The organism is Bartonella sp. B12(2025), assembly GCF_053795135.1.
This window is the reverse complement of the sequence record NZ_CP200031.1, coordinates 1,446,529-1,469,906: the sequence shown is the minus strand read 5'-3', so window position 1 is coordinate 1,469,906 and position 23,378 is coordinate 1,446,529. Positions and strand designations below refer to the sequence as shown.

Genomic DNA, 23,378 nt, shown 5'->3' with positions numbered 1-23,378 from the left:
TGGATTAAAAGAAAAAAGGAAAATGCGCTGTGCTCAGCTTTGGTGACTATGCCCCCAAAGAAAAAGCTCAAAAAATGATCCAAATCTGTATTGATGTTTTTTGCCTTCTTTCCCTTTTGTCTCCAACGCGCGCTGTTGCTCAGCCATTGACAATGCATCTACCATTTCACTTTACTTTGCCAAGTGGTCCATGGCTTATTTTAGCACTCAGCGGAGGAGTTTCCTGTGCCTCACTTCTTACGTGCATGGCAGTTATTATGTACGCAAAAAAAGTTTCATGGAAATCCTTGAGAATAATTCAAGCAAATTTTTCTGAAAAACTTAAGCATTATGAATGGCTTCTAGAGGAAACAGGACAATACCTTCTTATTTGGGAAAACCCAACAGCCTCACCACGTGTAGTTGGTAACATTCCCTCATTGCAAAAAGCAGGAATTAATCAGCAAGATTTCCAGCATTTTAGACTCTGGCTTGAAGAAACTTCCCTGAGGGAGCTTGATTATGCATTAACTCAATTGCGTTGTAAATGTCACCCCTTTGAACTTTCTATTACCACTACAAACAACACGTTGTTACAAGTTACAGGTATAATTGCAGGAACAGCAGCCATTGCGCGTTTTCAAGATATCTCAACACAGCAGAGTGAAAACGCTCGTTTACAGAAAGATATAGCCCGAATCCTTACAGAACTAAGAATGCAGCGTAATCTTCTTGATTGTATTCAAGAACCGGTATGGATACGAGATTGTAAAGGGAAAGTTTTCTTTATTAATCGTGCTTTTAAAGAAATGACGGGCTTTCAAGAAAATAGCCATGAAGCGATTGATCTTTTCAATGAAACAACACAATCAAAAACAAATGAAAAAGAAACAATTTTTCAAGAGCACGTTCATACAGTAATTGATGGAGAACGGCACCGTTTTCATCTCACACGTATTACAACAGAAGAAGGAATGGCAGCTTTTGCTCGTGATGACAGCGCATATGAAAATCTTTCCAATGAAATGAGACGCGTTCTCCAGAGCCATTGTGAAACACTTGATCAAATCTCAACAGCTGTAGCAATTTTTGACACCAACCAAAAATTAAAATTCTGCAACCATGCTTTTAAAGTTTTATGGCCGTTAGAGAGCTCTTTTCTGGAAAGTGGACCAAGCCATGGATTGCTTCTTGAACATTTACGTGAAAAAGGGTTCATTGGTGAGCACCCTGATTGGCGCACGTGGAAAGAAGAGCTTTTAAAAGCTTATCGGCAAGCAGAATCGAATCAACAAATTTGGAATCTTACAGATGGACGCACAGTGCGTGTCATTTCCAGCCCTCACCCACAAGGAGGCGTCACTTGGCTTTATGAAAATCTGACAGAAAATATTGATCTTGAACGACGTTATAATACACTCATTAAAATACAAGGTGAGACACTTGATAAACTTTCCGAAGGAGTGGTAGTTTTTGGTACTGATGGACGCCTTCGTTTATCAAATCCAGCCTTATCAAAATTGTGGTCTCTTCCCTATAATTTACTAGTAGAAGGTACTCATATTACACAATTACAAAGCCATTGCTCAAACTTAACTGTAGGGAAAGAATGGGATCAGTTTTGCAAATTCATTACGGGGTTTGTTGAAAAACGTGACACACATTCAGGTCGTATGGATCTCATAAATGGAATGATTATTGACTATACATTGGTTCCGCTTCCCAATGGACAAACAATGCTTACTTTTGTTAACGTTACGGACACTGTTCATGTCGCGCGTGCTCTTCAAGAAAAAAATGAAGCTTTAGAGAGTGCCGATCGTTTGCGCAATGAATTTGTCCAACATGTTTCCTATGAATTGCGTACACCTCTCACTAATATTATTGGATTTTCCGATATTTTACGCGATCAAATTTTTGGCTCTATCAATGAACGTCAACAGGAATATCTTGAGCATATTCATTCAGAATCAGGTACCCTTTTGAATATTGTTAATGATATTCTTGACCTTGCAACACTTGATGCAGGCATCATGGAGCTGGACATACAATCGATTAATATTGCCGATGCTATGGTGCAGGCAGTAACACGTGTAGAAGAGCGCCTTAACGGACGTTATATTACGCTTTTACAACAAATTTCTCCTTCCTTAAATTTTATTTCTGCTGATGCAACACGTTTACATCAAATCTTTGTGAACATACTTAGTAATGCTATTAATTTCGCAACGGAAGCAAGCACGATTGAATTTTGTGCCGACGAACAAAATGATAACATCATTTTCAGTGTTCACAATGAAGGATCCGATATTCCAGAAGATATCCTTGATCGTATTTTCAAACGTTTCTCTTCCCATTCACATCATGGTGGACGTGCGGGAGCGGGTCTTGGTCTTTCACTTGTTAAAAGCTTTGTTGAACTTCATGGTGGATACGTTGAAATTTTTACTGGTACAGGACAAGGAACAACGGTTAAATGCTTTTTCCCGATTTCCAAAGGAGATAAGATCTTTTAACCCTATCTTTTTATTATTACAAAATCTTTTCTTATCCATTTCATGGAACTTTTAATGCATTTTAGTTTTTTTCTTGAAAATGAAGAAGCAACGAGGCTTTTTGCGCAAGATTTAGCTCTTTCTTTAAGACCGGGTGATCTTGTGACGCTGCAAGGCGATCTTGGAACAGGAAAATCAACCATCGCACGTACAATCATCCACACACTTGCCAACGATAATACTCTTGATGTCCCAAGTCCTACTTTCACTCTTACTCAAAGCTATCAACTTCCACAATTTGAAATTATTCATGCCGATCTTTATCGCCTTTCTATGGCAGAAGAAATTGATGAATTAGGCCTTTATGAAGCACGTGAAAAAGGCATTTTACTCATTGAATGGCCAGAAAAAGGTGCTGATCTTTTAGGACCAGCTACCTTTGCACTCACTTTACAATATGAAGATTGTGGACGTTATGTGACGCTCACATCAGCACAACACTCTACTGAACACCTCCAGCGATCTTTTGCAATTCGCGCATTTTTAAAAACTCATGAACGCGGTCACGTTCATCGTCGTTTTTTGGCTGGTGATGCTTCCGCACGCACCTATGAACTTCTAGATGATGGGCAACATCAAGAAGTTCTCATGGATGCACTAACCATGCAGATGGAACAAAAAGAAGATCTTTCTTACGTAACAATGGCACACCTAGCAAAAGATATCCGTCAATTTGTAGGAATTAATCAGCTCATTTTAGACAGTGGATTTTCTGCTCCTCATATCTTCGTCGCAGATTTTGAAAAAGGTCTTTTGATTTTAGAAGATTTTGGATGTGAAGGACTTTTAGACCAAAGCGGTAATCCTATGGAAGAACGTTACATCGCCTGTAGCGAATTGCTTGCTTCCTTCCACCAAAAATCGTGGCCTTCCGAAAAACAATTTGCAACATTTTTGCTTCAAATTCCCTCCTATGATTGCCAAGCACTACAAACAGAACTCTCTTTATTGCTAGACTGGTATTTACCCTTTCAAACACAAAAAACCTTGGATCAAAAACAGCGTAAAGCTTTTTTCACTTGTTGGAAACCCTATCTTGATAGCCTAACCAAAGGAGAAAATACCTTTGTTATGCGTGATTATCATTCACCCAATATTCTTTGGCGTGCACATAAAGAAGGAAGAGCCCGCATTGGTCTACTCGATTTTCAAGATGGCTTAAAAGGCCCTACAGCCTATGACCTCGTCTCTTTAGCACAAGATGCACGCCTGTTTATTCCAAAAACACTTGAAGCAAAAATTCTTGACGCCTATTGCAATGCACGCCATCAAGCGCCACGACCTTTTGATGAAGGCGAACTACGGAAACTTTATGCCTTTGCAGGTGCCCAACGAGCTTCGAAGATTCTAGGGGTTTTTGTACGCCTTCACCAGCGCGATGGAAAATCATCTTATCTTAAATATCTACCTCATATGCAAGATTATCTTGCTCGGAATCTTTCACATCCAATGCTTGCGCCTTTACAAAGCTTTTATCAAGAAATGGGTCTCCTTTCAAAAGCAGGATAAATGTCTTCACTATAAATTTCTGCAAAACTTTTTTCACAAAAGCAATCCATTGCTGCAGAATATTAAATAAGTACATAACTGTTTATTTTCCAAAAAATTCGATGAAAATTAACGGATATTACTTACAAAATCAGCTGCTTAAGTATTGCAATGTTACGAGCTGATTTCTTATGAAAACGATGTAGTATGTAAAGAACATTTTCATATTGCACCACACAGCATATAAACGGCACGGTAAGTCCCTTGTTTATTACTATTCAATAATTTCCAATATGCTTGCAAATCTCAAGCCTTTTAAAACTTAGCATTTGCTCCTTATATTGCCTATTTGAACTATACAATAAACCGTAGCCAATTTTTTTCTGAAAAGTATCAGAAAGTTTTTTTATATTTCTGTGCAATGTCAAGTTATATGATGTATCTTAATATTTTTTATAAGCCAAAGCCAAAATTCTAATGCACAGATATTTCTTTTTACTTTTTCCTTTCATAAAAACTTTATTACAGTAGAAACAATGTAAACAATCAATAAGATGAAATATTTTCCACGAATCTCAAACGAGACAACATGACCCATAAACCACGTGTTTTTTCTATTTCTTCAGGAACTGCTTTTTTACCTCACTTTGTTGATGCACTGCTTTCTGGTGCTCTTATTGATAACTTTGCGCCAAATGGAGATATCCAAACTGCTCTTACCGATACTATTATTTATGTTCCAACACGCCGTGCTGCTCGCGCTTTGCGTGTAGCTTTTTCTGAAAGAAGTGACAAGAAATCAACCTTTTTGCCGACCATTCGCCCCTTAGGAGATCTAGACGAAAATAGCTTCCTTTTTATCGAAAACCATACCAGCGCCCTAAACCCTCCTATTGGAGAAAGTGAACGCCTTCTGCTTTTAGCGCGCCTCATTCGTTTTTGGCGTGAAAATTTGCCTGACCATCTGCGTGCCATGTTTGGTACGGAAGATGTTCTTATTCCTGCTCACACTGCGGATGCAATTTGGCTTGCTCAAGATTTAGCGCAATTGATGGATGAAATTGAAACCAAAGCAGCAGATTGGTCAAAGCTTAAAGAAATTGCACCTGACATGGTTGCTGAATGGTGGCAAATAACACTTAATTTTCTCACTATCGTTACCCAGAGCTGGCCGCAAATTTTACAAGAAAAACAACGAAGCGATCCGGTTTTATGGCGCAATACAATACTCAAAATACACGCGGAAACTTTATGCCGCACAAACCCCAGTAAACCTATTATTGCTGCCGGTGCAACGGGCTCTATTCCCGCAGTAGCACAGCTTTTAAAGGTCATTTCCTATCTACCAAAAGGAGCCGTTGTTCTTCCAGGTCTTGATCTTCATATGGATGAAGCACAATGGAATGCATTAGGCTCAACCAATGAGAAAAAAACAACTTCTGATTTTTCCGATCATGCAGACAATGTCTTTAGCCATCCTCAATATCATTTAAAAAAACTTTTATCTCTCATGAAATGTTCCCGCATTCATGTTCGCGAAATTGGACAACAAAGTGCGACACAAAAAAGACGTTCAGCTCTCTTATCAGAAGCATTCCGGCCAGTCTCTACAACAGATCTGTGGGCACAAATTGTACGCGATGATTATGAAAACCTTTGTGCAAATTGGTCACTCATTGAAGCCATAAATGAGAGAGAAGAAGCTCTTACTATTGCTGTTGCATTACGCAATGCTATTGAAGAGCCTAAAAAAACCGCAGCTCTTATTACAAATGATCGTAATTTAGCACGTCGAGTTGTAGCGGAATTACAGAGATTTGGAATTGAAGCAAATGATTCAGGAGGAATACCTCTTGCGCAAACACTACCTTCAACCCTGTTACGGCTTCTTTTAGAAAGTATCTTTCAACCTAATGATCCAATTGCTTTTCTTTCCCTCCTCAAACATCCACTCACAACACTTGGACAAAATCGTCATCACTTCCGCAAAATGGTAGAAAATTTTGAACTCTTTGTTCTTCGTGGAAGCACTGGCCGTATCAATATTTGCGAGTGTGATCAATTTTTTGAAACATGGGTAAAAACACATCTCCACAATAGTAACAACACCTTTGATCAACACAAAAGCGAAGAAGCACGCCTACTTTGTCATCTCTTAGTTAAAGCTGTTAAACCTTTAACATCTCTCATGAAACAACAAAAGGAATGCACCATCAATGAAGCAGCAATAGCAACTGTTGAGGTTTTTGAAAATTTTGGATGTAATGAAAACAATTCTCTTGTCAATCTTTATGAAAATGAAGCGGGGCAAGCCTTATCAACTTTTTTGTGTGAATTGGTGAGTGATCAATCAGGATTAAAATTTCATCTGCACGAATGGCCTGCTATGTTTTCAGCTCTTATAGCAACCCGTTCCGTAACGCCTCCTCCTGGAGGACATCCACGATTGTTCATCTGGGGTGCTTTAGAATCACGTTTGCAAACCGTTGATACAATAATTATCGGTGGTCTTAATGAGGGATCATGGCCTATAACAACCCGCAATGATGCCTTTTTATCACGACCAATGAAAATGATGCTAACTCTTGAACCACCAGAACACCGCATTGGCCTTTCTGCACATGATTTTCAATGGGCTATGGGAATGAATAAAGTTGTGATGAGTCGAGCTAAACGGGTCAATCATGCTCCTTCTATCCCTTCACGTTGGCTACAACGCCTAGAAACGGTTGTAGGAAAACAGGTTTGGAAGCAAATCTGTACACGAGGTGAAATTTTGCTTCATTGGGCAAAAACACTTGACAGTACAAAACTCATTGCTCACGCGCAGCGCCCTTGCCCTGTCCCACCCCTTGAAATACGTCCACGCCATTTTTCGGTTACTGAAATAGAAACGCTACGATATGACCCCTATGCCATTTATGCAAAAAAAATTCTACGTCTCAAACCGCTTAAAGCTCTCATTCATGACCCTTCTTCTGCTGAACGCGGAACGCTTTATCATGCTATTCTTGCTGCTTTTTGCACAAAAATAAAAAATCCCAATGCTACAAACGCATTAGATGCACTTTTGGCTATTGGACGTGAAGAGTTTAATAAATTAAATTTGTCTTGCGATACTGAAGCAATTTGGTGGACCATTTTTGAAAATTTTGCTCCATTTTTTATCCAATGGGAAAGAAACCTTGGATTCCGAGAACGATATGTCGAAGTAACATCTAAAAAAATACCCATAGGCACAACAGGTGTAACTCTTTCAGGGCGTGCTGACCGTATTGATGTTTTGCCAGGAAAAATAGTTGAAATTCTTGATTTTAAAACCAATACGCCCCCCTCATCAAAACAAGTTCGAAACTTACTTTTTCCACAATTAGCATTAGAAACAGCTTTGTTAATGCAAGGAGCCTTTACAGGTTTTCAGGATTTTACCCTGTCAAATTTATTTTACATCCCCCTTAATAAAAAAGGGGAAATAAAATCTCAATCAGTTCTTTCAGACAAAGAAGCAAAAGATCAGAAAAATGCAATCAATCTCGGCGAAAAAGCATGGGAACATCTTATTTCATTAATGGAATATTACCAAAATCCACAACAAGGCTACCTTTCACACGCCGTTCCCTTACAAAAGCCATATGAAAGCGACTATGATCATTTGGCACGGCTATGGGAGTGGTCAAGTGGTTCTCATAAGGAAGATCAATCATGACTTTTTTTTCCATTCCTGAAGCGGCTCTTGATGCACAAGCAACAGCAACTCACCCGAAAACAAACGTATGGGTTTCTGCAAATGCAGGATCTGGAAAAACACACGTTCTAAGTGAGCGCGTCATCCGTTTGCTTTTAAACGGCACTCCTCCAGCACGCATTTTATGCCTTACTTATACAAAGGCAGCTGCCGCTGTTATGCAGTCGCGGATTTTTCGTACACTTTCCAGTTGGAATGAACTTAATGATGAAGAGCTCCAAGCCACTTTATCGCGTCTTGAAAACAAACCTGCTAACGCGCAGAAACTAACCTTAGCACGCCAACTCTTTGCTCATGCTCTCGAAACACCTGGGGGCTTAAAAATTCAAACGATTCATGCATTTTGTGAATCTTTGTTGCATCAATTTATGTTGGAAGCCAATATTGCTGGGCATTTTGAGCTCCTTGATGATATTAATCAAAAAAAATTATTACAAGAAGCTCGCCGCCAACTTTTAACGCGCAATGATGCACAGTCAGTTTTGAAACAACTTCTTGAAGTTATCAGTGAAAGTGCTTTTTCTCAATTGTTAGATGAAGCAACCCAAAAGCAACATAAACTGTCTCATTTTTTAACTTTTATTCTGTCTGAAAATGGAGAAAAAGAGCTGCGTGCGCTTTTTAATTTAGCGGACGATGAAACGCATCAACTACTGTTGAAAAAAATTCAACAAACAGCCTTGCTATCTCCCCATGCTCTTAAACACTATCAAACCTATGGCAACAAAAGTGCTGAAAATGTAATCGCACAATTTTCCCAACTAGCTGTCGCCTCTGATGCAATAAACATTATTAATATTATTTCAAATATTTATTTTACAACGGAGGGTAAACCCCGTAATTTCTCACGTTTATCTTCTAAAAAGTCAGATGCAACTTTGCCTTTTATTCAAAAAGAGATTGAAGATAAACAAAATCAGCTTGCAGTTCTTTTAGATAAATATCAATGCGCAAAAGTCGTTAAACTCAATATGGCGGCTTTTCAGCTTTGCGCCATTTATCTTAAAATCTATGCAAATTTGAAAAAGGCCAACGGCCTGTTAGATTTTGATGACCTTATAGAACGCACACTCCACTTGTTACAGCGTAAAGGTGCAAGCCAATGGGTGCAATATAAACTTGATCGCGGTCTTGACCATATTTTGCTTGATGAAGCACAAGATACAAATCCTGAGCAATGGAAAATTATTCAACTTTTAGCCGAAGAGTTTTTTACAGGTCACAGTCAACGCACAAATATACGTACTCTTTTTGCTGTTGGAGATGAAAAACAGTCCATTTATTCTTTTCAAGGTGCTGTACCAGAAAATTTTGCTGCAAATGGAAGAATAATTCAAAAAAAAGCGCAGCAAGTGAAACAGAAATTTGAAAAAGTACAACTGAATTATTCTTTTCGCTCTACAGCGGATGTTCTAAAAAGCGTTGATCTTGTCTTTGAAACACCGGAAAATTATAAAGGACTCTCAGCAGAGAACACAAAAACTGTGCACGAAGCTATTCGCGTCCATAGCCCTGGTGATGTTATTTTATGGGATGCTATTTCCAAAGAAACAAATGAACTTCCTGATGATTGGCATTTAACTGTTGATCATTTAGATACACCTGAAATCCGCTTAGCAGAAAAAATCGCTGAAACCATTGCAGATTGGCTACACAAAGGAGAAATGCTTCCAGCGAAAGGACGTTTATTGCGCGCTAGTGATATTATGGTCTTAGTTCGTAAACGTGATCAATTTGTTTCTGCCCTTTCCCGTGCGCTTAAATTACGCAGTATTCCCGTAGCAGGTGCTGATCGTTTACAGCTCACAAATCATATTAGTATACGTGATTTAATGGCACTTGCACGTTTTGTTTTACAGCCACAAGATGATCTTTCTCTTGCTTGTGTTTTAAAAAGCCCACTTTTTGCGCTTACAGAAGATGAACTTTACCAACTTGCAGCGCAGCGTACAGGATCACTTTGGCAAAGTCTTAGTATGCACGCACCATCGTATAAGCCATTTAAAGACGCCTTTGAGCATTTAAGTGATTATCGTGCTTTAGTTGATAAAATACCAGTTTTTGAATTTTATAGCCATATTCTTAACAATGATAAGGGGCGACAAAAAATTTTGGCTCGCTTAGGATCTGAAGCAAATGACGTGCTTGATGCTTTCATGGATTACACACTTACTATTCAAAAAACTGGCTTACCAGGGTTACAAGCTTTTTTGGAAATATTAAGCGAAAGTGAACCAGAAATTAAACGTGAACTTGATCAAAATCACGAAGAAGTCCGGATCATGACTGTTCATGCTGCTAAAGGATTGGAAGCTGCGATTGTTTTTCTGATTGATCCTGGTAGTGCAATCTGGCATCCTCAACATGCACCACACTTGCTTAACGTCCCTTTGTGCAATTCAAAATTGAGCGATCAACAGGGTTTTATTTGGCATCCCAACGCAGAATTTAATACAAAACTTTCTGAAAAAGCGCTTTTGCATTTAAAAGAGCGTGCAGAAGAAGAATATAGACGTCTTCTTTATGTAGGGATGACACGTGCCGAAGACCGATTGTTTATTTGCGGATACAACGGTATACGAACCTCCCCTAATACATGGATACAGTTAGTAAAAAAAGCTCTCACACCGCACGCAATTCCTATAGAAGACTCTGCGGAAGATATTACAGCTTGGCGCTATTGCATCACACCTTCTTCTTCTACACCCATAAACCAAGAAACAACCTGTACAGACAAAAGTCAAACGCTCCCACCTTTGCCCGATTTTTTCTCTCATAAAGTACCAACAGAACCCGCTTTACCAAAACCGTTAAAGCCTTCTATCGCTAGCCTTTCTATTGAATCTGATATTGCTCTCTTCCCTAATCAAAAACAACTCAGCACTTCACCTGTTTTAGGAGAAAAAAATACCAACAGAGCTTTTTCTATTGAATATGGAAATCTTGTGCACCGACTGCTACAATATCTGCCAGACTGCGCCCCCCAAAGTCGCAAAGATTATGCTCAAAACTATCTCAACACCAAAGCCTCTCACTGGCATGAGAACCAAAGAGAAGATGCGCTGCGTCATGTTTGGCAAATTTTAGATAATCCGTATCTCAAACCTCTTTTCTCTGATCTTTCACGCGCTGAAGTTTCTTTGATGGGCATTGTAAAAATTGGTGGAAAAGAACAAGCAGTTTCTGGTCAAATTGATCGTTTATATATCACACAAAATAGTGTTGTTTTTGCCGATTTTAAAACTGGAACACCACCTGAAGATGAAGCTTCTATCACACCACGCTATTTGCTGCAAATGGCTCTTTATCGAAAATTACTGCAAACTATTCATCCCGAAAAAGATATCCAAGCCATTCTTATTTACAGCAAAGAAGCAAAATTTTTTAAACTTAACCCTGAAAGACTCGATGTACTTCTTAGTGAAGTTGCCTTATAAATCAAGAAAACTCTTTCCCAAAAAGCTTTCTATAATTTATCTTTACAATAACTTGATATAAGTCACCATCATACCGATGTATAGAAGTAAACATAAAGGATAAATCAATGACATGTATAAAAGTTGATAATAGCAACTTCGAAAGTGAAGTTCTCACTTCTTCCACCCCTGTTGTGGTCGATTTTTGGGCAGAGTGGTGTGGTCCTTGCAAAATGGTTGCTCCGATTTTAGATGAAATTTCGACAGAAATGCATACCCAAGTTAAAATTGCCAAAATAAATATTGATGAAAATCCAGAATTGGCTACCAAATATGGAGTACGCTCAATTCCAACTTTATTGATGTTTAAAAATGGAACTGTCTCATCAAATATGGTTGGTGCCGCTCCTAAAGGACGCATTTCTGAATGGATTAGAAACGGTCTTCGTTAAATCTGCCCATAATGATTTTTTATAAAGAAGAGAGGTTCTCTCCTCTCTCTTTTGTTTAACTTTGTTAAGAACATTCTTTTTTCGCAAAAAAGATATCTCTTTATTCAGATCGTATTTGATAATCTTTAAAAGTTGCAAATTTTATTTTCAGCGCCCGTTCTGCTTCATAATTCAATGAAAAATGATTTTCTGCTAAAAAAACTGGATCACCTTCTAGATCATGCGCAATAGAAGATCGGTGATTGGCCAGAAACTCTTGCAACTCATCTTTGCTCTCTGCAAAAATCCAACGGCATATACTAAAACGCGTTGATTCAAAGCTCACTGGCAAACCATATTCTACTTTAAGCCGTTCCTTTACAACATCAATTTGCAAAGCACCAATAACACCAATAAGAGCAGGAGATCCATCATCGGGGGTAAATAATTGTACAACCCCTTCTTCAGCCATTTGTTGCAAAGCTTCTTTAAGTTTTTTTGCTTTCATCGGATCGGCTAAACAAACACGACGCAAAATTTCTGGCGCAAAATTAGGCATCCCCTTAAAGAAAATATCTTCTCCCTCTGTGAGAGCATCTCCAATACGCAAAGTTCCGTGATTTGGAATGCCGACTATATCGCCAGCATAGGCTTGATCGACAATTTGACGTGAACGCGCGAAGAAAAATTGTGGCGTTGAAAGTGTCATCGGTCTTCCTGTCCGTACTAATTTTATCTTCATACCACGCTCAAGTGTTCCAGAACACACCCGAAAGAATGCAATACGATCACGATGATTGGGATCCATATTGGCTTGAATTTTAAAAACAAATCCTGTCATTTTAGGTTCAGTAGCCACAACATTGCGTTGATCTGCTACCTGATCACGGGGACTTGGACCAAAATCGACTAACGCGTTGATCAAATCACGGACACCAAAATTTCGTAAGGCAGAACCAAAATAGACTGGTGTCATATGTCCTTCACGAAAAGCTTGAAGATCAAAATTTTTACAAGCAGTGCGGGCAAGGTTTACGCCTTCAATAAAAGATGCGCGCTGGTTTTCAGGAAGCAAATTTGCGACCTCATCGGGTCCAGAAACCATCTGTTGCGTTACTTCATCATCTCGTTGACGAAAACGATCATGGTGAATATCCAAGGTTCCAACAAAGTTCTTTCCCGCACCAATAGGCCATGTAATTGGTGCAGTATCAAGCGCGAGCTTTTCTTCAATTTCATCTAAAATTTCTAAAGGATCACATGCTTCACGATCCATTTTATTCACAAAAGTCACAATAGGGATATCCCGCATTCGACACACTTCAAATAATTTTAGTGTTCGAGGCTCAATTCCGCGTGCACCATCCAGTACCATAATAGCACTATCAACAGCCGTGAGAGTGCGATACGTATCATCCGCAAAATCCTCGTGGCCTGGAGTATCTAATAAATTAAAGATGTGATTTTCATATTCAAACGTCATCACTGATGTTACAACAGAAATACCGCGATCACGTTCAATATTCATCCAGTCAGAGCGAGTTTGAATACGGTCTTTTTTTGCCTTTACCTCACCAGCAAGCTGAATAGCACCACCAAACAACAAAAGTTTTTCTGTTAGCGTTGTTTTCCCCGCATCAGGGTGAGCAATAATAGCAAATGTGCGACGCCGCTTTACTTCTTGCGCTCTCTTTTCCATTATTCCCCCACAGGCCGCGCAAGCGTTTCAGCAATGAGTGCACGCATTTCATTAACTCCATAAAGCGCAATAAATGACCCTAACCGCGGTCCTCGCTCTTGCCCTAAAAGAACCTCATACAACATTTGAAAAAAAACATTTGAAACACCAGGCCCCCCTTCAGGACTTTTTCTGCTATGATCTTGATAACGTTCTATTAAACGAGCAACATCAAGAAGCGCATTTTGAAGTGTATTTTCATCAGCATTTTCAGGCAAACTTGCTAATTTTGCATCGATATTCACCAGTGTTGAGCGCTCAATTTCATCAGGATTTCGAAATTTTTTGTTTGGTTTTACAAAAACATCAAAATATTTAATGGCAAATTTTACCAACTGATCAAGTTCTGGATAAGTTTGTGCATTTACATCTTTAGCATAGCGAGAAATAAAGCCCCAAAGAACTTGCTCATTCTCCGCATTTGAAGCGCTCACTAAATTCAACAGCATAGCAAAAGATACCGGCAAATTAATCTGTGGAGGACAGCCATTATGGATATGCCATACAGGATTATTAAGTCGCTCTTTCCATTTCTGACGACCATAGGCTGAAAGATGTGCATAATATTCATCAACAGCTTTTGGAATGACATCAAAATAAAGCCGCTTTGCTGTCTTCGGCTTTAAAAACATATAAAGCCCCAAACTCTCTGTTGGTGCATAAGTTAACCACTCATCAATGGTTAAGCCATTTCCCTTGGATTTAGAAATTTTCTGCCCCTTATCATCCAAAAAGAGCTCATAATTAAATCCTTCTGGTGGATTTCCATCAAGTACTTTGCAAATTTTAGAAGAAAGATTTGTGGAATCAATGAGATCTTTTCCCGCCATTTCATAATCGACCCCAAGTGCCTTCCAGCGCATTGCCCAGTCCACCTTCCACTGACACTTAACTCTTCCACCTGTAACCTCGGTTTCAATAGTTTCTCCTGTTTCAGGTTCAATGTAAGTGATTGTGCCTTTTTGAGCATTACAAGCAGTCATTGGTACCTGTAATACCTTCCCAGAAAAGGGAGAAATAGGCAAAAAGGGTGAATAAGTAGCCCGCCGTTCTTCACCCAATGTTGGCAGAACAATTGCCATCACTTTGTCATAACAGGAAAGTATTTTCATAAGTGCTTCATCAAAACGACCAGAATTGTAATAGTCCGTGGAACTTGCAAATTCATAATCAAAACCAAAACGATCCAAAAAAGCACGCAAGCGTGCGTTATTTGCGGCTCCAAAAGAAGGATAAGCATCTCCAAAAGGGTTTGGTACACGGCTAAGTGGCTGACCAAGATATTTTGCCATTTTTTCGCGATCAGGCACATTCTCAGGAACTTTACGCAAACCGTCTACATCATCAGAAAAGCAAAGAAGCTTTGTTTTTACTTTATTCTCGGTTAAAATATGAAATGCGTGACGCACCATAGTTGTCCGAGCAACTTCCCCAAAAGTTCCAATATGCGGCAAACCAGAAGGCCCGTAGCCTGTTTCAAATATTACAATTTCTGGATAACCTGTTTTTTCATATCGTTTGATAATTTTACGTGCTTCTTCAAATGGCCAAGCTTTTGATTGAACAGCCACTTCTTTTAACTCTGGCATAAGGCTAAAGGCATCACATTGATCACGCATCATCATCTTTATCCTAAAAAATTAAACTCTTTAACGGTATGGTGTATGGTTCTTGAATTTATTCGTCAATAATAGCGAGCTAAAAGATACAAAAAATCTTCTTATTGCGCTCTTGTTACGATCAGTATCTGCTCTATTCTTTCTGTTGTATTTTCTTTTAAGTTTATATCAATGAAGTATAAGTATTATGAATCGTAATTTTCTCATTTTAATTATTAGCGTTTTAATCGCTATCATTCTTGGTTTTGCTTACTACATTTATCAGCAAGAAAAAAAATCCTCTAGTATTGAACTAAAAATTGGACAAATAACTTCTTTATCAACACCAATAAGTTAAAAAAATACAAGATTAAACGTTTTATACAAAAAAACTTTTTATTATACTGTAAGAGTGGTTTTATAGGGTTGTTTATTTACACTCTGCCAACCGCGCTGTTATTGTTACTATTCATATGCGCAAACGCAAAGTGTTTAATTTAATAAAGCTGACAACGTTTTTTTGATTATAAGCTCTTTATCATCCTAAAAGTTACCAATTTACTGGAATAATGCAGCTTTTTGCTTTGACGCCCTTCAACATCTTTTTGGGATAAATCAATAGCAACTTACAACATTTTACGCCCAGACAAAAACCAAAAGCTGTAATAAATAAATTTTACATAACACAGCACTAATTCATCTTTTAAATGAGCAGCTCCTTGAACCAATATCAAAAATTCCATCGCACGATAAACATCAAAGAGAATGATTTTTCTTGCTGTCTCATAAATGCCACGTGATTTCATAGAGATAAAACAATTTTCTATCAAATCAGCCGACACCCTTGCTACATCCATAACTATTCAGTCCAGGAAGTAAACTCGTAGGAAATAAACTTTTCCCATTGTTCAAGATGGCACCGCATTTTTAAAAGACAATAGCGATTCCACTTGCCTAATTTGAAGCAACTTCCAACGAAAGAGCACGCATATGTACATATTCAGGAGCAGTAATAGCCAAATCTTGCAAAATTTTCCTTTCTGATGATGAACACAATAAACTTGCATCAACCGAAAAGCTGGAGATTATGTGTGTTTTCAGAAATGCAATGGGTTTGCCATATTCAGATTACTGCTGTAGCACTCAGTTTATCGACGCTTCTTTTTGCTTCACTATGCGCCTTTTTCTCCTCAAAATTGTGAGGGCTTTTTATCTTTTATGACTTTCTTTGCAAGCATTACATAAACACTCAGCATTTTCTCTTAAACAGACATCTCAGAAGTGCCAAAACTTTAGACATAATTATTTTTCCGATATTAGAATTGATCTTTTCAATCTTAAAATTATTCTCTTCAACGTAACTTTCTTGCCACAACTTATTCAGGTTAATGATCCCATGGATACACAGCAATTGCCCATTTAAAGGCTTTTTTATACCCCTATTTCTTTGTCAACTGCAACTTTCATGGCCTTTATAAACTCATAAGTTTATTCAAAACCCTAAGCAATCCCCCTCTTATATCTGCTTTTTGGATTGGTTTATGGCCAGCATTTATACGGGTTTTGCTTTACATCTTTTTATCACTAAAGATTAAAGTTATTCGTTGCCAACTCCATATTCAAGTTGAAAACGTTCAGATTTTCGTAGACGCTCTGAAGCCGACTTCAGTTGGCCACAAGCAGCCAAAATATCGCGCCCGCGCGGTATCCTAATAGGTGAAGCATAGCCTGCTTGATTAATCACATCAGCAAAACGCTCAATTTGTTCCCAATCAGAACATTGATAATTGCTTCCCGTCCATGGATTAAAAGGGATCAAATTGATCTTCGCAGGAATCCCTTTCAGTAATTGAATCAATCGCTTAGCATCATCCAAACTGTCATTTATATCTTTCAGCATAACGTATTCAAATGTAATTCGCTTTGCATTGGAAAGACCAGGATAATTACGGCAAGCATCCATTAACAGAGCAAGCGGATATTTTTTATTGATTGGAACAAGCACATCCCGCAGTGTATCGTGCACTGCATGAAGTGAAATCGCCAACATAACACCAATTTCTTTTCCGGTTCGGATAATTCCAGGGACAATCCCACTAGTTGAAAGTGTAATCCGACGTTTTGATAAAGAAAGCCCATCTCCATCAGAAGCAATCAATAAAGCTTTTTTAACTGCTTCAAAATTATAAAGTGGTTCCCCCATCCCCATCATAACGATATTGGTAATTTTGCGCCCTTCAACTGGAACAATTGCCCCATCAGGAGTATTTCTATCGGGAAAATCACCCAAACGATCACGTGCAACCAATAATTGTGCTAAAATCTCTTCCGCTGTCAGATTACGGACAAGTACCTGCGTTCCCGTATGGCAAAAAGAACAGGTTAACGTACACCCTACCTGAGATGAGAGACACAAGGTGCCACGCCCTTCTTCCGGTATATAAACCGTTTCAATTTCAACAGGCCTTCCAGCCCTACGAGCAGGAAAACGTAAAAGCCATTTACGCGTGCCATCTTTTGATATTTGCTCTTCAACAATTTCCGGACGAGCAATAGAAAAGTGACTTTTAAGAACTTCTTGCATTGGTTTAGAAATATTCAGCATCTCATCAAAATTTGAAACGCCACGTACATAAAGCCAATGCCAGAGCTGACGTACACGCATACGCACTTGACGTTCTGGCACGCCAACAGTCTTTAAAGCTTGAATCATTTCATCTTGCAATAAGCCAATTAAAGATAGCTTAGATTTTTCTTTCACGACAACATTATCTGATTCTCGTGCTGGATATGAAACAACTGGTCTAAAATCATATGAAACGGCCATTATTTTCCAATTTTTTATATAACTATTTTAGAGTTACAGAGACCTTAATGGCAATTCTGAACTGCATTTAATGCGGCAGTGATTCCTCTTAAGGAATAAGTATAGGTGGTATGAGTTCCTCGTTTTGAGATAGCTTTTACTGTCATATTTATCCCAGCACGCATAGCAGCAACAAGTTGCTCTTCTAGCGCTGATGATGCTAACCAAGCTGAGGAATCCTTCGTGAAAAAATCATATTCCTTACTTCCAATGGTTACAATAACTTTTGACCCTTCTTTAAATTTATATCCCGCCATGAATTGTGGTTCAAACGAAACAGGCGAATGAGAACGCTTGGTAACCAAAAAGAAATTGTCACCATGATTAACCGTCGTTGGAAGGGACTTCAAAGGTACCGACAACACATAACAAATTGTATTTTTTGGCGATTCATAAGAATAAGCTCCCCACGCCTCAAATTGATTTAAACGGCTTGGTGTTTGTGCACACACCGCTCCGGCAGTACCCAGAACCAGAGATGCAGCAATAACAGTCTTTTCAAACATCTTCATTTAACTCACTTCTTTAGTCTCTAACAAGATTCTCTGCATTAGAAAAGTTCATCAATGCTTTAGTGTAGTTGTCATAATTTTTTAAAACAAACGAAATATTTTCACGTCAATCAGGACGAATTCTTACATTCAATTGTGACCTTATAGTTGTTACTAAAAAATGAATTTTTTATTCAATAACCAAATTTAAAACTTAAAAAAACAATATTTTGATTTTATCCTACGAGCTTCGTTTTTCGTATAAAACCTATCTCTTTAAGCAATAAAACCTCAAAACAGAGTATAAATATACCATCACCCTGTTAAGAAAACCACACTCTTTTACCACGGTCAATTTGTTGCAAAATCTTTAAAACTGCATCCCATAAAGAAACACTCCGAATTTCATAGCTTTTCTAATACCATTCGTAAATCTAACACACTCAACTCATTTGCGTTAATAAAAATCGCAAAATATTTGACATTTCACCAATTATAGTGTGGCCATATTGCGTATTCAATATCGTCTAGGTACTGTCTTTTTGCAATCTTCAAACCATTCTGCAAAAAATTATCAAATATTATCAACATATTTTCCAGAAAATACCGAGCGTATAGCTCTTGCTCCAATCACCGTATATACTTTGCCTAATTTTGATATCATTTACTTTCGCTATATACCTTACTATCTTAATTGCCAGTTGTTGAAGTGATTCAAGCAATCTACACAAATTTAACCATATTGCTTTAATGTAATCGATAATACTCTCTGTCCTTCACCAAAAATTTCTAAGGAATTCATTTGGCAAATATCATTATTTTGTTTTGTAATTTATAAATAAAAACATAAGACTTTCTTCTTTCCGCAACCGTTCCTAAGCCCTACTTTACAGTTTTTTAAACGGCTTCTTAATCAATTAAACTGTAATTGAACAAACTGCACACGCATAAAAAATCCTTTTGCTCGCCCAAAAATTTATAATTTTCTTATCGCACAAAATTGTTTTCAGTAGAGAGATGACATTTAAACCAAGTCTGTCCTTAAACAGTTAACTTCTCCCACCATCTTACATAGAGGACACAATGCTCCCTCTCTCTTTGAACCTTAAATACCAATAATCATCAAAAAATATTTAAACCATTTCGACTCACAAAAAGAATTAAATTCACAGTGAACTTTCCAAGTAAAGAAATCTAAAAACATGATAACAAATGCCTCATACATGCAAATAACAAAAGTCAGGAACTCCTTCTGTCACCTGTTTTTAAAACGAGGCTTCCTTTGTGAGTAACTTCTTCAAAATTACACAACACGATCAGCGATTCTCATCTCTTTAAACGCAAATCATATCATTTTCCAACCTGCTCTGTGATGCACTATCCGCAACAACACACAACACCTTTTTTAAGCTGCATTTGATTCTGAATTCTGAATCAGTAAAGCATAAAGCGCATTAGCATCATGGGTGTTGCGCAATTTTTGAACAACATCAGCATGACGCAAAATACGCGCAATCTGTGACAAAGCTTTTAAGTGGTCTGCGCCAGCATTTTCAGGCGCTAAAAGGAGAAAAACAAGATCAATAGGCTCATCATCGAGAGCTTCAAAATCAACTGGGTTCTCAAGGCGTGCAAATACACCAATGATTCGGTTAATATCAGGAAGTTTTCCATGAGGAATCGCAATACCACCACCCAAACCCGTTGAACCTAGTTTTTCACGTTGCAAAACAATATCAAAAATTACACGTTCACTAAGACCTGTCAGCTCAGCGGCTTTTTCGGCTAAACTTTGCAGAACTTGTTTCTTCGAATTTGCCTTAAGAACCGGAATAATTGCTTCCGGTGCAATTAACTCACTCAAATTCATACTTTAATTTTCCTTTTGCATGCTCAAATGCTCACCAAAAAAACTAGTAAACGGTGTAGACACTTAAAGTTTTATCACTTTCTTGCATCACTGCATGTATCTTTACTTTTCAATTCATAATGGGTGATATTTTAATTTATCTCATATCACTATCCACCCAATAATAAATAGCACTCAGCTCCTAATTAAAAGCGTGAGAAAAAAGGAAATAAAGTGATCTATAAAATTAATTTTCTACGGTACTAGCAAAAGCCATCCTTTACAATTCTATCGACCTTTTCGTTACAAGAGTTGGTGTATAATTCTTCATCAGATTCTATCTTCCTCTTTTTAAAGAACTAGCTTTATAAAATGAGAAGTATATCGAGGCAAAATGGCACTTTACTCTGACAATCACTCTGCAGCTTGCGCGTTGCCCGACTACAACGACCAAAAAACTCTAATACATTCAACAGCTATTTTAAAAAGATTCATAGATTTTGCTCAATATCCGCAGTCATGCACCCACTTTTAAATACACCACCCAAACCAATCAACACACCACGAACCTATTTGATAACCGTATACATAACTCATGGTACTGCCATCACAATATCCGAAACAGCATCATCGATATGTTATTTGATTCGACAGAGAAAAGTATTACTAATATCTCTATACCTTCCAACAACACGCATTTATTTATGGTCTCGTTTATCATTCATTATCAGGTTAATCTAGCTATATCTTTTCCATGATACAATCAAAAGCAAACTAAACCGGTAAAACAACAGAATCACTTCATCTTGATAAGGTCTTTTTCATCACTCAACAAAAGTTCAGTCTAAGATTACAGTAAGAAGTTTTGGCATAAATAAGGAACTTCTCAGAAATAACGTGATAAATACAATTATACATGAGAACTTATAGAAACTGTAAAACTATAGAGAAAATTGATTTCCTAAATAAATTCTGCGTACGTCAACGTTGTTGATAATATCATTAGGAGAACCATGAACTAGCACCTGTCCCGCATGAATGATATAAGCGCGATCGACAAGCCCCAATGTCTCGCGCACGTTATGGTCTGTTATCAAAACACCAATTCCACGTTGAGTTAAATGACGAATAAGCTGCTGAATATCAAAAATGGCGATAGGATCAATTCCTGCAAATGGTTCATCAAGTAACATAAAATTGGGGCGAGAAGCTAAAGCGCGGGCAATTTCAAGTCGTCGACGTTCACCCCCTGACAACGAAAGTGCAGGCATTTTACGTAAATGTTCAATTTTAAATTCATGTAAAAGGCCATCTAGCTCTTCACGTCGTTTAAAGCGGTCTTTTTCAACCACTTCCAAAACAGCTTTAATGTTATTCTCCACTGAAAGACCACGAAATATAGAGGCTTCCTGCGGAAGATACCCAATACCTAAACGAGCACGTCGATACATTGGAAGATGGGTGACATCAAATCCATCAATTTCAATGGATCCTCCATCAGATTTAATGAGACCCGTAACCATATAAAAACAAGTTGTTTTTCCCGCACCATTAGGACCTAAAATACCAACAGCCTCTCCAGTACGAATGCTAAAAGAAACACCATTAACTGCCTGCCTTCCACGGTAAATTTTAATCAAATGACTGGCAACTAAAGTCCCCTTTAAGTTTTTTCTTAAAGTTTCACTTTCAAGATGATGTCTATCAGTCTGTTTTTTTCGTTTGATTCCAAACATGAAATCTTAATGGCCATTTTTTTGATTTTGTTTAAAAATGATAGAAACACGGCTCTTTTTCTTAGATGTTTCACAACCTTCTAGAAAAGCCCTTCCACTTTTCATATCTGCCGTTAGTTTGCACCCCATTGCCACATTATCACCATCCGTTAATACAACATTACTTCCTGTCAAGCTCATTATTTTTGACTTGCTATCAAAAACGCCTTTATCACCCGTAGCAATTTGTGTGGCAATTTTTATATAAACTTTTCCCAAAGCTTCCATTTTCTTAATACCTGAACCGAACAAGGCAGGTGGTAATGCTTTCGGATCCACTTGTTCCTTATCCGCTACTTTATGCGCTTTATCATAGTAAACAACTAATTTTTTCGTTCGCAGAAGACGTTCACCTTGAACCACCGAAACACCACCATTAAAGAGTGCCATCCCCTCGTTATCACGTATTTCTAAAGAATCTGCATAAAGCTCTACTGGTTCTTTATCGTTTGATAAATTAATTCCAAATTGGGTCACTTCAGCATACCCAAAAACTGTTCCAAACCCTAACATCCCCATACTCAAAGCCAAATACATACTCATCCACTTTTTGTATGATCTCCTTGGCTTCATATCATCACTCTCAATTCTTCTGTTCACATATACAGATACTTTTCTCTCACAAAGATAACTTAAGATTCGTATTGATACTCTTTTATTGCTTGTCAAGCACTAAATGTACACCGCCATGAAAGTACATGTTTTGTCCTTTTTCCCGAATCTGCAAAGCATTTGCTGCAAGATGCAAACCTGCGTGCTGGATGTTGACACGTTGATCTGTGTTCAACTGTCCCTCAGATAAATTAATATTTGCTGCCATAAATTGTGCAATCATTCCATCATTTGTTGTAATGGTGAATGGTTTATCCAACTGCAAACAACCATTAATATCATCGTAAACTCCCCCTTGCGCATCGAGAAAAACCCGTCTTTGTTTGCCCACAAGCGTCTCAGCTGTAATGTTTTGCAGCCCAATCATTCCAGAATGTGTACGATCTTGAAATGCCTTTTCTGCTTTAAGCCAATAAAGTTCATAAGAGCGCGTGTAACTTTCTAATTTTGGATTGAGCATCGTCGATTCCATTATCCCCCCCTCTTCATTATTCAAAGTCACAGGGTCATAAGTAACGGGAACGAAAAAAAACGTGAACCAGCAAAAAATGAGCGCTGCAGCCACTGCGGAGAGGGGTAAAAAAAATTTTAATATGTTAACGCGACGCGAATGACGAGATGCTTTTTTACAAACATCGCCAAAAGACGACTTTGTTGAAAAGGTTTCATAACAATTGTATACGGACATACTATCCTAATCTCTTAAATATTCCGCGTTTTTCGATCTGTATAACCTCTATAAAATGTATTTTCAAATTTTGTTTCTTGCAATTTGTTTTTTCTTAGTTTTATTTTGCTTTCATATGTTTATATATGTAATGTGCATATATGAATA

The 23,378-nt window shown here is 38.0% G+C and carries 14 protein-coding genes; 5 read left to right on the top strand and 9 right to left on the bottom strand.

Going from position 1 to position 23,378, the window contains the following annotated elements:
- Positions 1 to 29: 29 nt before the first annotated feature.
- From V3564_RS06545 to trxA, 5 genes are all read left to right on the top strand, one after another.
- Positions 30 to 2,495, top strand: coding sequence for a PAS-domain containing protein (locus tag V3564_RS06545; protein WP_455480765.1), 2,466 nt, complete (start codon positions 30 to 32; stop codon positions 2,493 to 2,495).
- A 54-nt stretch (positions 2,496 to 2,549) separates the two neighbouring features.
- Positions 2,550 to 4,043 carry a tRNA (adenosine(37)-N6)-threonylcarbamoyltransferase complex ATPase subunit type 1 TsaE gene (gene tsaE, locus V3564_RS06540; protein ID WP_455480764.1) on the top strand — a complete coding sequence of 498 codons (1,494 nt, stop codon included), beginning with the start codon at positions 2,550 to 2,552 and terminating at the stop codon, positions 4,041 to 4,043.
- Positions 4,044 to 4,611: 568 nt separating this feature from the next.
- Positions 4,612 to 7,728, top strand: coding sequence for a double-strand break repair protein AddB (addB, locus tag V3564_RS06535; protein ID WP_455480763.1), 3,117 nt, complete (start codon positions 4,612 to 4,614; stop codon positions 7,726 to 7,728).
- Positions 7,725 to 11,204, top strand: a complete 3,480-nt coding sequence (addA, locus tag V3564_RS06530) for a double-strand break repair helicase AddA (protein WP_455480762.1) — start codon at positions 7,725 to 7,727, stop codon at positions 11,202 to 11,204. The genes addB and addA overlap by 4 nt, the downstream gene beginning before the upstream one ends.
- A 107-nt stretch (positions 11,205 to 11,311) precedes the next feature.
- Entirely contained in the window at positions 11,312 to 11,635 is a 324-nt protein-coding gene (trxA, locus tag V3564_RS06525) for a thioredoxin (protein WP_455480761.1), read from the top strand.
- 100 nt (positions 11,636 to 11,735) lie between these two features.
- Here trxA and V3564_RS06520 read toward each other — a convergent pair whose 3' ends face one another.
- The 9 genes from V3564_RS06520 to V3564_RS06480 form a co-directional block, all read right to left on the bottom strand.
- The gene (locus V3564_RS06520; RefSeq protein ID WP_455480760.1) at positions 11,736 to 13,313 is read right to left on the bottom strand and encodes a peptide chain release factor 3; all 1,578 of its coding nucleotides are present in this window, start codon (positions 13,311 to 13,313) and stop codon (positions 11,736 to 11,738) included.
- Positions 13,313 to 14,974, bottom strand: coding sequence for a lysine--tRNA ligase (locus V3564_RS06515; RefSeq protein ID WP_455481473.1), 1,662 nt, complete (start codon positions 14,972 to 14,974; stop codon positions 13,313 to 13,315). The genes V3564_RS06520 and V3564_RS06515 overlap by 1 nt, the downstream gene beginning before the upstream one ends.
- A 602-nt stretch (positions 14,975 to 15,576) precedes the next feature.
- Positions 15,577 to 15,807: a hypothetical protein gene (locus tag V3564_RS06510; RefSeq protein ID WP_455480759.1), complete on the bottom strand. Its 231-nt coding sequence runs from the start codon at positions 15,805 to 15,807 to the stop codon at positions 15,577 to 15,579.
- A gap of 740 nt (positions 15,808 to 16,547) precedes the next feature.
- Positions 16,548 to 17,777, bottom strand: coding sequence for a 23S rRNA (adenine(2503)-C(2))-methyltransferase RlmN (gene rlmN, locus V3564_RS06505; RefSeq protein ID WP_455480758.1), 1,230 nt, complete (start codon positions 17,775 to 17,777; stop codon positions 16,548 to 16,550).
- Positions 17,778 to 17,821: 44 nt separating this feature from the next.
- Complete coding sequence (locus tag V3564_RS06500) at positions 17,822 to 18,322, bottom strand: invasion associated locus B family protein (protein ID WP_455481472.1); 501 nt, start codon at positions 18,320 to 18,322, stop codon at positions 17,822 to 17,824.
- 1,390 nt (positions 18,323 to 19,712) lie between these two features.
- Complete coding sequence (gene ptsN / locus V3564_RS06495) at positions 19,713 to 20,177, bottom strand: PTS IIA-like nitrogen regulatory protein PtsN (RefSeq protein WP_455480757.1); 465 nt, start codon at positions 20,175 to 20,177, stop codon at positions 19,713 to 19,715.
- Positions 20,178 to 21,097: 920 nt separating this feature from the next.
- Positions 21,098 to 21,892 carry an LPS export ABC transporter ATP-binding protein gene (gene lptB, locus V3564_RS06490; protein WP_455480756.1) on the bottom strand — a complete coding sequence of 265 codons (795 nt, stop codon included), beginning with the start codon at positions 21,890 to 21,892 and terminating at the stop codon, positions 21,098 to 21,100.
- A 6-nt stretch (positions 21,893 to 21,898) separates the two neighbouring features.
- Positions 21,899 to 22,504: an LptA/OstA family protein gene (locus tag V3564_RS06485; RefSeq protein WP_455480755.1), complete on the bottom strand. Its 606-nt coding sequence runs from the start codon at positions 22,502 to 22,504 to the stop codon at positions 21,899 to 21,901.
- 82 nt (positions 22,505 to 22,586) lie between these two features.
- A complete protein-coding gene (locus tag V3564_RS06480) occupies positions 22,587 to 23,231 on the bottom strand; it encodes an LPS export ABC transporter periplasmic protein LptC (RefSeq protein WP_455480754.1) in 645 nt (214 codons plus the stop codon).
- Positions 23,232 to 23,378 lie beyond the last annotated feature (147 nt).